This window comes from Sphaerisporangium dianthi, from assembly GCF_042654065.1.
GTDB classification, from domain to species: domain Bacteria; phylum Actinomycetota; class Actinomycetes; order Streptosporangiales; family Streptosporangiaceae; genus Sphaerisporangium; species Sphaerisporangium dianthi.
The window spans coordinates 84562-98392 of sequence record NZ_JBHSFP010000019.1 but is presented as its reverse complement, the minus strand read 5'-3'; the positions used below and the strand labels follow the sequence as shown (position 1 = coordinate 98392).

General features: G+C 71.1%; 10 protein-coding genes. 1 reads left to right on the top strand and 9 read right to left on the bottom strand.

Going from position 1 to position 13831, the window contains the following annotated elements; all coding sequences use genetic code 11:
- Positions 1-6 precede the first annotated feature (6 nt).
- The 4 genes from ACFO60_RS25085 to ACFO60_RS25070 all read right to left on the bottom strand — a co-directional run bounded on the left by ACFO60_RS25085 (position 7) and on the right by ACFO60_RS25070 (position 6472).
- Entirely contained in the window at positions 7-1311 is a 1305-nt protein-coding gene (locus tag ACFO60_RS25085; protein WP_380844090.1) for a GGDEF domain-containing protein, read from the bottom strand.
- 618 nt (positions 1312-1929) lie between these two features.
- Positions 1930-2496: a single-stranded DNA-binding protein gene (gene ssb, locus ACFO60_RS25080; RefSeq protein ID WP_380844088.1), complete on the bottom strand. Its 567-nt coding sequence runs from the start codon at positions 2494-2496 to the stop codon at positions 1930-1932.
- A gap of 173 nt (positions 2497-2669) precedes the next feature.
- Entirely contained in the window at positions 2670-4316 is a 1647-nt protein-coding gene (locus ACFO60_RS25075; protein ID WP_380844086.1) for a GTP-binding protein, read from the bottom strand.
- Positions 4313-6472: a GTPase gene (locus ACFO60_RS25070; RefSeq protein WP_380844084.1), complete on the bottom strand. Its 2160-nt coding sequence runs from the start codon at positions 6470-6472 to the stop codon at positions 4313-4315. Before ACFO60_RS25070 ends, ACFO60_RS25075 begins: the two co-directional genes overlap by 4 nt.
- Here ACFO60_RS25070 and ACFO60_RS25065 point away from each other — a divergent pair.
- Positions 6449-7006 (top strand): hypothetical protein, encoded by a 558-nt coding sequence (locus ACFO60_RS25065; protein WP_380844082.1) that lies wholly within the window; start codon positions 6449-6451, stop codon positions 7004-7006. The two genes, ACFO60_RS25070 and ACFO60_RS25065, sit on opposite strands and share 24 nt — an antisense overlap.
- A gap of 158 nt (positions 7007-7164) precedes the next feature.
- On the opposite strand, the gene cobA is transcribed toward ACFO60_RS25065, so the two are convergent.
- The 5 genes from cobA to ACFO60_RS25040 form a co-directional block, all read right to left on the bottom strand.
- Complete coding sequence (gene cobA / locus ACFO60_RS25060) at positions 7165-8400, bottom strand: uroporphyrinogen-III C-methyltransferase (RefSeq protein WP_380844080.1); 1236 nt, start codon at positions 8398-8400, stop codon at positions 7165-7167.
- Positions 8401-8455: 55 nt separating this feature from the next.
- Positions 8456-9481 (bottom strand): agmatinase, encoded by a 1026-nt coding sequence (gene speB / locus ACFO60_RS25055; RefSeq protein WP_380844078.1) that lies wholly within the window; start codon positions 9479-9481, stop codon positions 8456-8458.
- 263 nt (positions 9482-9744) lie between these two features.
- Positions 9745-10929, bottom strand: a complete 1185-nt coding sequence (locus tag ACFO60_RS25050) for a nicotinate-nucleotide--dimethylbenzimidazole phosphoribosyltransferase (protein ID WP_380844211.1) — start codon at positions 10927-10929, stop codon at positions 9745-9747.
- 245 nt (positions 10930-11174) lie between these two features.
- The gene (locus tag ACFO60_RS25045) at positions 11175-12230 is read right to left on the bottom strand and encodes a sirohydrochlorin chelatase (RefSeq protein ID WP_380844076.1); all 1056 of its coding nucleotides are present in this window, start codon (positions 12228-12230) and stop codon (positions 11175-11177) included.
- Between the two features lie 320 nt (positions 12231-12550).
- Positions 12551-13660 (bottom strand): GNAT family N-acetyltransferase, encoded by a 1110-nt coding sequence (locus ACFO60_RS25040; protein ID WP_380844074.1) that lies wholly within the window; start codon positions 13658-13660, stop codon positions 12551-12553.
- Positions 13661-13831: the final 171 nt, after the last annotated feature.

Sequence of the window (13831 nt, the reverse complement as noted above, 5' to 3'; positions counted from 1 at the left end):
CTAAGACTAGGGGATTCCGCCATCGGAGTTGTCCGCTCGCGCGTGCGGCGGGGATTCTGGTGCGACGGGAAGGCAAATGCGGTCGCGGCCGAGCTCCTTGGCACGGTAGAGGGCGAGGTCGGCGGCGGCCAGCAGCTCGATCAGATCATCGCCGTGGAGGCTCATGATGGCCACGCCGGCGGACACGGTGACCGAGATCATCGTGTCGTCGACGGGGATGGCCATGCGGCCGACGCGGGAACGCAGGCGCTCGGCCACTCGCCTGGCCTCGGCGACGTCGGCGCGCGGCAGCAGCACCACGAACTCTTCACCGCCGAACCTGCCGACCACGTCATAGTCGCGAAGCTGGCTGCGCAGGGCCGTGGCGACGCCCGCGAGAACCTGGTCTCCGACCAGGTGGCCGTAGGTGTCGTTGACCCGTTTGAAGTAGTCGATGTCGACGATCAGCAGGGCGAGCGTCTCCCCCGTGCGCCGGGCCCGGACGATCTCGGTGTCGGCCTCCCGCTGCCAGGCCATCGCGTTGAGCAGGCCCGTCTTGGCGTCCGTGCGGGCGGCCGCCTTGAGCTGGGCGTGCAGCAGGCTGCGTTGCAGGAGGACCACCGGAGGCAGGGTCAGCGCCAGCAGCACCGGGCTGAGGCCGCAGGCGATGGCGACCAGCACCCCGAGGCACAACTCGACGACGTCGAGCAGGACGCGCTCGCGGTCCCACAACACGTCACGCCAGCGCGTGTCCGGATCGGACATGTACAGGGCGATGGCGATCAGCGCGGTGTTCAGCACGGTGAAGAGCGCCGCGCACCCCACCGCGACAGCCAGTGGCCAGCTCGACGCGGGCGGCGCCCCCATGCGGCCGGGCACCACGGCATGGAAGATCAAGGACGCGACGCCCGCCGCGAGACCGATGGCGGCCGCGCTGAACACGCGCCGGTAAAGGACCGTCGCCCGGACGCGTATCTGCAACAGGAACTGCAACGGCAGCGGCGCCAGTAGGGCGTAGACCGGTGGCAGCAGCAAGGCGGCGGGCAGCCACCAGGCGGAGAGCAGGTCGCGCGAGACGCCGGCCGGCATGCCGAGGCGGCGGGTCGCCTCGATGCAGACCGCTCCGCACGCCATGAGCGCCACGAAGGTCAGCAGCTCGGACCAGCGGAACTCGGTGGAGGTCGCGAGATAGCCCGCCGCTCCGAAGGCAAGGCCCACGGTGGCGCAGAGATAGACGACCAGGGCGGCGGGTTGTGCCAGCAGTGGCCATCGGTCGGCCAGCGAGAGCATGCCGCCGCGTGGCTCAAGCGAGAGTTCACCAGACGCCGCCATCACATCCCCCAACGCTCACACCCACCTGGGCCGCTCTATGACATCGACTCTACGTCTCACGATGTGTAACACAATAGTCGCAGAGTGTGCGGCCCGCGATGGGAACCGCTACGTTGAGCACTGCGGTCAACTCCGTCCGTTGGCCTCGACTCGATCGCTCTGCGTGGAGCGCCCCCTGCGGGAAAGGAGCAGCCATGGTGCGGGGCATCATCTGGATCTGACAAGGCGCCGCCTACCAGCCCCCCGGTAGCGCCCGCTCCTCCTCCAACGCCCGCTCTTCCGTCCTCCTCGAACGCCCGCTCCCCCCTCCTCCTCGAACGCCCGCTCCCCTCCTCCGACGCCCCGCTCTCCCTCCTCCGACGCCCCGCTCTCCCTCCTCCTATCGCAAAGCACCGCTCTCTACCGCCACCCCACCCGTCGGATGCAAGCACCGCCCTCTCTTCGCAAGCGGCGGTCTCTGCTTCCCGCGCCCGCCCCACCCGTCTGACGCAAGCACCGCCCTCTCTTCGCAAGCACCGCGCTCTCTCCTCCAGCACCCACCCGTCCGATGAAAGCGCCGCTCCTTCTTCCAGCGCTTGATCCCCCACGCGTCACGCACCCGTTCGCGCTGGGCATGGCTCAGGCCGCGAGAGGTTCGGAGGAGGCCTGCGCCGCCCACGGGACGCCGGCGGCCGAGGCCTGCTCCGCGCGCACGGCGGCGATCGCGTCAGCGGGGGCCACGGCACCGGCGCCAAGAAACGGATCGGCGGCTCCCCCAGCATCGCGAGCATCGCCGGAATCGCTGGAATGCGCCGTCTGGTCGAAGGCGGGGGAGGCGGGCCCTCGCTGAGGTCTTTGGAAGGTGCTCACGCCGCGCCGCAGGTCGTGGCCCACGGACGTCGCCTCGACCTCGGCGGTGAAACGGCGCTCGCCATCACGATCGTAGGACCGGATGCGCAGCCTGCCGTGGACGACGATCGGCTGCCCGAGTTTGATGGACCGGGCGACGTTGTCGGCGAGAGACCGGTAACACCGCACGGCGTAGAAGGTCGTCTCGCCGTCATGCCACGTCTGGGAAGACCTGTCGAACACGCGCCGCGTCGAAGCCAGCCGTAGCGATGTGACGCGGGAGCCGTCGTTGCAGTCGTACTGGCGGGGGTCGGCGGTGACGTTGCCGACCAACGTGATGTAGGTGTCGTTCATCATGCCTCCCATGGCGGGCCGGCGGACCATCTCCGCCGACGTGGGAGCCAGTCTGGTCCGACCCGTCACGCTCCATGATTGCCGAACTACATTCTGTGGATAAGTCGCCACGCCGGGCGCTCCACTGTGGAGAACCGCGGAACGCAAGGCCGTCGCACCACCCCCCGCGGGGCGGGTCAGCGCCGGGTGGAGAGCAGGGCGGCGAAGAACTCGTTGTAGCGGCGGAGCTCGTGCTCCACCGGCTTGACCACCATTTCCTTGGACACCGCCGCGATGCGCCGGCGCATCTCCCTTTCGAGCTGCTCGCGCTCGTTCCCCGCGCCGAGGACCACGAAGTTGCGGCTCGCGATGGCCGACAGCAGGCCAAGGCCGAGCACGCTGACGATCATCAGTCCGAGCCATGGCAGCGTGGTCACATCGCCCAGCAGATCGGCCGGCGCCGGGCCTATCTTGAACACGCCGTACAACAAGACGGCTCCGGCCCAGCCGATGCCGGCGACGAAAAGCACAACGAGCAGGTACTGCCAGATCTTCAGCAGCCACCACCAGCCGGGAACCCGGTCAAGGCTCGGAGCGATCTCGGTCAGCTCGCTGGACAGGACCTCCGGCAGCCGGCCGGCCTGCGACCGGGCGGCGTCCCTGACGCCGTTCTGCCAGGCCTCGGGCATGCCGGAGCCGAGGCCGTCGGCGAGCGCCTGGACGGCGTTCTCGACCTCGGCGGGCTGGGCGCTCACCGAGGCCGCGGTCACGGCCTTGATCTCGTCGCGCACGTTGCCCAGGCGCAGGCTGTTCAGCGGGTCGGGGCGCAGGCGCGCGGCCCAGCGGGCGTACGGCCAGCCGACCCAGTCGATGGAGCGCACGCCGTACACGTTCTCCATGGCCTCGCCCACGGCAGGGACGCCTACCGCGTCGCAGAGAGCGTCGGTGAGCCCTTCCTGCCGGGCGAGGTCGACGGTGGGCTGCACGGCCATGGCCTCAGGCGCGGGCATGACCTTCGCGAGCTTGGCCATGACGAGGTTGAGATCGGCCTCCAGGCGCTGGACGGCCGCCCGCCGCTGGACGACGGACTCGGCGAGCACGCTTTTCAGGCTGTTCACGCCCCTGCCCGTGGTCGCCGAGGTGGGCACGATGCGCGGATGCTGCACGCCCTCGCGCTTCAGCAGGTCGGACAGGTCGACGACGCACTCGGCGAGTTCCTCAGGGGCCAGCCGGTCGGCCTGGTTGAGCGCGAACACGGTGACCGCCTCGTGTCCCGCCAACTCGGCGATGTACTTGGTGTGCGTGGCGGCGTCGGCGTACTTCTGCGGGTCGAGCACCCACACGATGAGGTCGACCACCTTGATCAGGCGGTCGGCCTCGTGGTCGGTGATGGCCCTGATGGAGTCGTGGTCGGGCAGGTCGAGCAGGATCAGTCCGTGGAGCTGGCTCTCGCCCCGGTCGAGCGCGCTGGCACGGGCGAACCGGTGGCGCCACTGCACCTGCAGCCAGTCGAGCAGCGGCCCCGCCCCGTCCAGGCCCCACACGCACGCGTGCGTGCGCGCGGTCGTCGGGCGGCGCACCCCCGTCGGGGACAGTTCGAGCCCGGAGAGGCGGTTGAACAGCGACGACTTGCCGCTGCCCGTGCCTCCGGCCAGGGCGACGACGGTGTGCTCGCCGGACAGCTTGAGCCGGTCGCCCGCGCGCAGCAGCAGCTGCCCCGCCTCGGCGATCAGCGTGGGGTCGACCCTGCCGGGGCCGAGCTCGACGATCTTCGCGAGGGCCGAGAGCCGGTAGCTCAGATCGTTTCGCGTATCCGGCGTCCCCGCTCGCACGCTGACACTCATCGGGCGACCTCAAGGTTGTACGTTGCCTGGTAGAGCCGCTTGGCCGCGGCCTCGTCGGGGATTCCCGCCTCGTCGAGCACCTGCACGTATCTGAACGTCTCCTCGTCGAACAGCACGCTGATGCGGGCACGAAGATCGCTGCGCGCCTTCGTCCCGATGCTGCGCAGCGCCTCGGCGCCGAGCACACCGCGCAGCAGGCGCTCAGGAAGGGTGCCCGTCCCTGAGACGGCCGCGACCTCCGAACTGCCGTAGCCGAGCAGGCCCATCATGAAGACCATTGACAGCGCTTCCTCATCGAAGGCGACGAGCTTGGCCACCGAGCGCTTGGTCACGCCTCCGGCACGGACCAGGCCGACGACGTGCTCCTGCCAGGCGCCGATCGTACGGCCGACCCGGCGGGCGAACTCGTCGGACGGCCGGCCGAGGCTCGGCGCCGCGGCCAGGCGCTCACCCGCGCCGTCACGCTGGCGCCACCTCGCGACGACCTCCTCCGCCGCCCGCTGCCCGGACGAGACGATCACCGCTTCGAGCCCCGACCGCAGCGCCGCCCGGAAGGCGTGCAGCCGGGCGGGGGCGTGCTGGGCGGACTTGGCGGCCAGACGGCCGGGACGGCGCAGGTGCAAGGACTTGATCAGGTCGCCGGAGCCGGCGAAGTCCTGCCAGCGGGCCAGGACCTCCCCGCGCAGCAGGGAACCGTTGCTCATCGCGTCGTCGATCTCGGCGAGCGCGCCCATGTAGGCGGCGTCCACGTCGGTCCGCAACTCGGCCCGGAAGGCGACCTGGGCCTCCATGTGCCGCGCCAGCGCGGGAACGCGGCTGCGGAAGCTGTTCAGGACCCCATCCAGGGTGGCCCGGACGGCCTGGTCGCGGCGCTGGTCGTCGACCGACAGCTCGGTCAGCCACATGCGCAGCTCGGCGACCTCCGCCTCGGGCAGGCGCCCGGCGGTGACGGTGGCCTCGTTGATGACGAAGCGGTCGACCTCCCCGAGACCGTATTCCTGGAGCATCCGGGCGAAGTGCTTGTCGATCACGTCGCGGGACTTCGGCGGGACCCGCGACAGCACGATCGCCATGCGCGCGCCGCGCTCTTTGGCCAGCCGTAACAGGTTCCACGCGGGCGCGTCGGCGTAGCGGGTCGCGGTCGTGACGAAGACCCACAGGTCGGCGGCGTCGAGCATGCGCTGGGCCACCTCGTGGTGGGTCTCCACCACAGAGTCGATGTCGGGGGTGTCGAGCAGCGCCAGGCCCGGCGGCAACCGCTCGCTCGAGGAAAGCACCAGGCTGTCGAGACCGCTGCCCGGAGCAGGCCGGTCGAGGCGCACCAGGCCGCTGAGCACGTCACCCTTCGCGAACCAGTCGCCGTCGTCGGGGTGACACACCAGGACGGGCGTGCCGGTGGTGGGGCGGCGGACGCCCGTCGCGCTCACCTTGGCCGCGGCCAGGGTGTTCACGAGCGTGGACTTGCCGGCCCCGGTCGAGCCGACGACGGCGATCAGCGCCGGCGCGGTGCTCATGTGCACCCGGGGGATGACGTAGTTCTTGATCTGGGCGAGGATCTCGGTCTGCGCCTTGCGCGCCTCCTCGACGCCGGGGACCTCCAGGCCGAGCCGGACTCCGCCGACGCCGTCCCGCAGTCCGGAGAGCGCCGCGGTCAACGCCCGCGAGACCGGCTTGGGCAGCGTCGTCTCGCGCACGCGCTTGTGCGACTCGGGTTCGGGTTCGGGCTCGGGTTCGGGCTCGGAATACGACCCCGGGTGAGCGTCCTCGGGGATGGCGGGAGGCTGCGGGAGCGCCTGCGCCTGTGCCCGCGCGGGCTGGAAAAGGCTGCCCGAGGTCTCGGCGACGGCGGGCGCGGCGGAAGGCTCGGCACCGGAACCGCTGTCCGAAGGCGCACCGGCGTCCTTCTCGGCGTCGGACGGTTCCACGGCCGGGGGCGCGAAGGGGTCCCACGCGCTGGAGGAGGCCGGCCGGGCGGAGGAAGAGGGCGCGGGGGCGTCGGTGTCGTCGGTGTCGTCGGTGTCGTCGTGCACGGTGTCCGCCGGGACGGGATCGGTGAGGGCCTCCACCGGTGCGCCGACCTCGGGCGATGCCCCGGCCTCGAACGAGCCGGCGTCCTGAACGGCCCCGGCGTCGTGGACGTCTTCGGCGTCCTGCACGGGCTCGGTGTCCCGAACACCCTTAGCGCCCTGAACAACCTCGGCGTCCTGTACAGCCTCGGCGTCCTGAACACCTTCGGTGTCCTGAATGGCCTCGGCGTCCTGAAGATTCGCGGTGTCCTGAGCGGCCCGGGCGTTCTGGACGTCTTCGGCGTCCTGGACATCTTCGGCGGCGCCTGCTTCTCGGGCGTCCTCGGCGGGCTCGGCGTCCCCCGCTCGCTGGGAATACTCGGCGCGCTCGACGACCCCTGCTTCCTGGGCATTCTGGGCATGGTCGACGCCTTCGGCGTCCTGGACGTCCCCGGCGTTCACGGCGGCGCTGCGGTCGGCGGCGGAGGCGGAATTCGCGTGCTCCGCGCCGGATGCGGCGCCTTCGGCCTCGCCCGCACGGAAGGCATCGAACGCGTCACCAGCGCCCTCAACCTCAGCGGACGCGTCATCAGCGATCCGAACGTCGTCGGACGCGTCCTTGGCGGATCGGGCGTCGTCGGACGCCTCACCAGAGGTCCGGGCGTCAGCGGTCTGGGCGGCTGAGGGCGCACCGGTGATCGGGCCGTCGCCGCCGGCCCGGATCGCCTGGAACGTTATCGTGTGCTCCTCTGGGACCTCTGGGGAGTCCTTGCCCTCGATCACCGCTTCACCCGACTGCTCGGTGTGCCCATCGGCGCGCTCGGTCTTCTTCGCAGCCGATTTCACGGAACCCGCTCCGCTCGAACCATCTCGATCTCCTGGCCGACCCTGACGACGTCACCGACGACCACAATCGCCGGGGGCCGCGTCCCAGCGGCGGTCACTCGCTCCGCCACCGTGGTGAGGTTGGCATAAAGAGCTCGCTGGGTCGGAAGAGTACCGTCCTGTACCACCATTACGGGGGTTTCCGGCGAACGTCCCTCTCGTAGCAGTGTGTCAGCGATCATGGCTATTCGTTCAACAGCCATCAGAAGTACCAGGGTTCCCTGTGATCTCGCCAGTCCCGCCCAGTCAACAGTTGATTTCGGATCGTCCGGCGCGACGTGAACGGAGATGACGTGGAACTCCTGGCTCACCCCCCGATGGGTCACCGGCACACCTGCGGCCGCGGGGACGGCCACCGCGCTGGTGACGCCCGGCACCACGATGACGGGGATGCCGGCCCGCGCGCAGGCCAGGGCCTCCTCGCCGCCGCGACCGAAGACGAAAGGGTCGCCGCCCTTCAGACGCACGACGAACCGGCCCTTCCTGGCGTGCTCGACCAGCAGCTCGTTGATCTTCTCCTGGGCGAGATAGCGGCCATAGGGGATCTTGGCGGCGTCGATGAGCTCGACGTCCGGCGCGAGCTCGTCGAGCACGGAACGGGGAGCGAGGCGGTCGGCGATGACCACGTCCGCCTGGGCCAGGAGCTGGCGCCCGCGTACGGTGATCAGCCCGGGATCACCGGGGCCGCCGCCGACGAGCGCGACGCCGACGGGCTTGGTGCGGTTGCGCCGCGCGTCGACGGTGCCGTCGCGAAGCGCGTCGACCACGGCGTCTCGGATGCCCGCGGCGCGGCGCGGATCGCCTCCGGCGGTGATGGCCACGCTGATCTCGTCGACGCGCCCGCTCGCCGGCGTCCACGCGGCGGAGGCGTCGCGGTCGTCTGCGCGCACGCACCAGATGTGCTTGGCCTCCGCCTCGGCGGCGATCGCGGCGTTGACGGACCGCTTGTCGGTGCACGCCTGGACGAGCCAGGCTCCGTCGCAGTCGCCGACCTGGTAGGACCGGCGCTCCCAGATGACGAGGCCGTCGGCGATGAGGTCGTCCAGCGCGGGTGTCACGCTCGGGGACACCAGGGTGACCGACGCGCCGGCCTGGAGCAGGGTGGGCACCCTGCGCTGGGCCACACGCCCGCCGCCGACGACGAGCACGCGCCTGCCGCTGAGACGTAGACCGAGCAGGTATGGCGACGACATGGGACGGTGTTCCCTTTCCCGGGAAGAGGCAAAACCCGTTGTCCGTGAGGTAAACCTACAGGCCTGTCGCGGCGCGAGGCACAGCTTGCCTGCCTTGCAGGAGCGGCTTTCGCCGATCCCATGGCTCGCCGCCTGACGCGTCCTCTCGTCTGCGCGCGATGGCGGACAGGGCCTCAAGGATGACGCGGTTGCCGAGGTAGGCGGTGATCTCCGCGTGGTCGTACGGCGGGGACACCTCGACGACGTCCATGCCGACCACGGGCAGCTCGTAGCAGACGCGCCGGACGGCGTCGAGGAGCTCGCGGGAGGAGAGGCCTCCGGGCTCGGGGGTGCCCGTGCCGGGGGCGTGGCCGGGGTCGCACACGTCGATGTCCACCGAGAGGAACACCCCGTCGCACTCGTCGGTGGCGATCGCGAACGCCTCGGTGAGGCACTCGGTGAGCCCGCGTTCCACGATCTCGGTCATCTCGTAGGAGCGCATGTCCTGCCGGGCCATCCAGTCGAGCGTGCCGGGGCCCGGCCAGTACCCTCGCAGCCCGATCTGCAGGAACCTGTCGCCGCGGATCGCCTCGGACTCGATGAGGCGCCTCATCGGCTGGCCGTGGCCGTACAGGTTGCCGAACTCGACGTCGCCGGTGTCGGCGTGCGCGTCGAAGTGGATCATGGAGACCCGCCCGAACCCGTGGTGGCGCGCGACGCCGCGCGCGTCCGGCAGGGCGACGGTGTGGTCGCCGCCGAGGATCAGCGGGATCGCCCCGGACGCCGAGATGGTGTGCACGGCCTGTTCGATGTTGGCGATGGAGGTCTCGATGTCGCCCGAGAAGCACTCGACATCGCCGGCGTCGAGGACCTTGAGATCCTTCAGGGGGTCGACGCGCAGGGCCAGGCTGGGACGGGATCCGTCGTGGGGCAGATAGCACGCCTGACGCAGGGCCATCGGGCCGAATCGCGCGCCGGGACGGTTGCTCGTGCCTCCGTCGAAGGGGGCGCCGACGATCACGACGTCCGCCCGTTCGAAACTGGCCGCGTCGCCGAGGTCGCAGCGCTCCACGCCGAGGAAGGTGATGTCGGGACCGAACATCGGGCCGTAGCGCATCCTGGTCCAATCACGCCTGATGGCAGAACGTCATCATTTAACCGTATTCACGGTAAAGACCTCCGCCGCGCGCCGGTAATACCGCGGTGGCACCACTGAGGGATGAAGGCGTCCGCCATGCCCTGGGGAACTCCTGAGAACTCGTCCGTCCCAGGGCGGGGCGTCGTGATCCGAGGACGTGCGAAGAGATCGACGTCCGAGAACGTGCGAAGAGACCGGCGTCCGAGAACGTGAAGAGAGCGGCGAGATCAGTCGTCGTGGTTCTGGACGTCTTTGTCGGTCACGCCGGCGGAGTCGAAGGTGGCGACCTCGTGCATGACGCGGACGGCCGAGCTGACCAGGGGGTACGCGAGCAGCGCACCGGTGCCTTCGCCGAGACGCAGATCCAGGTCGACCAGAGCACGGAGGCCGAGGTGGTCGAGCGCGAGCGCGTGCCCCGGCTCGGCCGAGAGGTGGCCCGCGACGCAGTGGGCGAGGGCGTCCGGGGACAGCGCCACGGCCACGAGAGCGGCCGAGCCGGCGATGACCCCGTCCAGGATGACCGGGACGCGGGACGCGGCGGCGCCGAGGATGAACCCCGCCAGGGCGGCGTGCTCCAGGCCGCCTACGGCCGCCAGCTTGCGGACCGCCTCGCTGACGGCGGCATCCGACGCCCGTCCCCCGGCACCGACGGGCAAGCGGCCGTGGCCGCCGTCGGCATCTGACGTACGGCCCTGGCCGCCGTCTGCGATGCCGTTGATCTGGATGTCGTTGATCTGGAGGGCGCGGCGGATGACGGCGATCTTGCGGTCGAGGGTGGCGTCGTCGACGCCCGTGCCCCTGCCGGTCGCCAGCGCCGGATCGTGGCCGGTGAAAGCGCAGATGAGCGCGGCCGACGCCGTGGTGTTGGCGATGCCCATGTCCCCGGTGATCAGGCAGGCGGCCCCCGCGCCGATCAGGTCGCCGGCGACCGCGATGCCCGTTTCCAGCGCGGCGACGGCCTGGTCCACGGTCATGGCGGGCCCCTGCGACAGGTCGGCCGTGCCGTGGGCGACCTTGCGCGAGACCAGGCCGGGCGCTTCTGGGAGGTCGGCGGCGACTCCGACGTCCACCACGGTCACCGATGTGCCGGCCTGGGCGGCGAAGGCGTTCGCCACGGCCCCGCCGGCCAGGAAGTTCGCCACCATCTGGGTGGTGACCTCCTGCGGCCACGGGGTCACTCCCTGGGCGTGCACGCCGTGGTCACCGGCGAAGATCGCCAGAGCGGCGGGGGCCGGGAGCGGAGGCGGGCAGGCTCCGGCGGCGCCGGCGAGGCGCACGGCGACCTCCTCCAGCGCGCCGAGCGCTCCGCGGGGCTTGGTCAGGCGGTCCTGGTGGGCTCGCGCCTGGCTCATCGCCTCCTGGTCGGCAGGCCTGATCGCCGCCAGGGTCCGCGCCAAGGAGCCATCTCGCATGGTCACACCGGGCCTTCCGTCGGGGGATGCGGAGAAAGAGCGGCCGGCGTCGTCACGCCGGCCCTTCCATCGGGGTACGGGGAGGGAGACCGGCCGGCGTCGTCACGCCAGGCCATTCTTCAGGGGTACGGGATGGAGATCGCCGGCGTCGTCACGCCGGAAGTTCCTTCAGAGGTACGGGGCGGGGACCGCCGGCGTCGTCATACCGGGCCTTCCCCTGAAGGAGGGAGTGGAGGGCGGTGTGGTCACACCAGGCCTTCGGCCATGGTGGCCTGTTCGCGCGCCAGGCTGCGGATCGGGGAATCGTCGCCGCGCAGGACGCCGTCGCCGACCTCCTCCAGCATCTCGGCCGCCGGGAGGGAGTCGAGTGCCTCCAGCGAAAGAGGCTCGTCGGAGGCGTCCAGCAGGTCTTCGACCGGCTCGGTGAAGACCGCCCTGCCCGCCATGCCCGCCATGCCGAAGACGGGCGTGTCCTGGCGGGCCGGCCACAGGTCGGCGGCCCGGAGCGCCTCGTCGTACCGCTCGATGATCAGGTCGGCCAGCCCTTCGCAGTCGCCGATCACCTCGGCGCAGCGCACGTCCAGATCGATGTGCCCTGCCGCGTATGCCAGCGCCTCGGCCCAGATGCGCTCCAGCACGCCACCGGCGAACAGCAGGTAGGGAAGCACGACGACCCGCTTGGCGCCCAGGCGCCGGCAGCGCTCGATGCCCTGCGCGACGGACGGCGGGGCGTCGGAGACGTACGCGGTCTCGACGGTCAGCAGGTCGGCGGCGTGCGTCTCCCAGAACAGGCGGGACACGCGATGGACGTCGGCGTTCGCGGCGGTGTCGGAGGATCCGTGACCCACGAGCACCACGGCGGTGTCGGCGGGCGAGATCGGCTCCCACGCGGCGTCGCCGTGCTCGTCGCCCATGGTGACCGAGGCGAGCCGCGGCATCTCGGCGAGCGCGTCGGCCAGCCGTTCGGCCATCAGCGCGAGCACCTGGGGCGAGGCGTCGAGCGGGCGGGCGAGGTCGCAGCTGAGGGTGGGGTGCATCACCTGGGCGCGGGCGATCTCGGCGGGGATGTCGCCGCTGTCGCCGAGGGCGAGCGGGACGGTCACCAGGCGGTGATGGCCGCGAGCGAGCAGAGATGCGACGGAGTCGTTCAGCGACGGCCGTCCCTTGGCGACGAAGCCCCCCGACACGTCCGTCGCGACCTGGTCGAGACGGCACCGCAGTCGATGGACGAAACGGCCGAACTCTGCCGCGCCCGTGTCATCGTGGGCGCCGTGCCCTATGAGCAGAAGCGGCGGCTTCATGTGGATCTCCGATCCTTTGACCTGCGGTTATCTGGTCGGGTCGCGAGGATATCTGAATCTGTCAACACTTGGACATGCCTTTGCGTACCTTTTGGCGGAACGCAGACCATCCGTTCATGGTCGTCCGACCCGCGGCCGTTACGTACCCCGGGAAAACCGCGATAGCTACGCGCTGTGCCCGTCGCACGTCAGCGGGTGTACGCGAGCGGTTCGACGCGGGCCGTGAACGGCGCGGCGCGGACGGTGAACGGCGCGGCGCGGGCCGTGAACGGCGCGGCGCGGGCCGTGAACGGCGCGGCGCGGACGGTGAAGGGCGCGCATCAGAGGGTCTCGCCTTTGAGGAGGCTGAACAGGACGGCGTCGGAGATGCCTCCGGAGATGGGCAGGGCCCCGCGCAGGACGCCCTCCTCGGTGAAGCCGGCCTTGCGGGCCACGGCCTGGCTGGCGACGTTGCCGACGGCGGCCAGCAGCGTGACGCGGTGGAAGCCTCGCATCATCAGGAACGTGCTGACGGCGCGCGTCGCCTCGCAGGCGAACCCGCGGCGCCGCGCCCACGGCGAGATCCAGTAGCCCACCTCGACGTCGCCGCGCTCCCAGTCGGCGCGCTGGATGCCCGCCGACCCGGCCAGGCGGCCGCCGTCCTTGGGTTCGATGGCGAACTGCACGCCGTTGACCGAGTCGCCATGCGCGAACTTGGTGCACCAGTCGTACGCCCGCTGCAGGTCGTATCCGTCCGCCCAGGGCATCCAGCGGTTGATCTCGGGGTCGCCGTCCACCGCCTGGAAGACGTCCTTGGCGTCGGTGCCGGTGAACGGGCGCAGGATGAGCCGCTCGCTCTCGAGGCGCACGCCCGTGCCGAAGCCCCGGCCGTTCATGGTGGGCGGGCCCATCGCGAGGTCGCGGGCCAGCAGCCCGAACACGACCAGGTCGTGCGGGCCGTCCTCCTCGACGCCCGCGCCGCGCAGCAGGCCCTCGCGGGTGAACCCCGCCTTCTCGGCGACGCGCAGGGAGGCGGTGTTGTCCAGGTTGGCGCGCAGCTCGACGCGGCGCAGCCCTCCCTTGGTGAGCGCCCACTCGGTCAGCCCGCCGACGGCCTCGGGGGCGTACCCGCGGCCGCGGTGGAAGGGGTGCACGCCGTACCCGATCTCGGCCGTCCCCGCGCCCCACACGGTCTTGAACAGGCTGATGGCCCCGACGATCGTCCCCTCGGCGACCATGGCCAGGTGGATGCCCTGGCCGGACCGCCACAGCTCGTGCACGCCGTACGACAGCCACTGCGGCACGCTGGAAGGGTGGCCGGGCACGCCCGGCGGGAGGAACTGCGCCCCCGACTCGATGATCGCGCGCACCCGGTCGGCGTCCCGGGGACCGAAGGGCCGCAGGAGCAGCCGTCGCGTGGTGATCGTCAGGTGCTGATCGAAGCCGGTCAATCTCATCCCCCTTGTGCGGACACATCAGCTCATCGCACATCGGGGCTGTCCGCAACTTGGCAGGCCCTGGTGAACCGGCGCGATTCGCCGATTCGGCCAGGGCCTGTCTTCTCCCGTCTCAGCAGCCCCAGGGACCGGCGCCTCGCCGGCCCCAGGGACCGGCACTTCAGC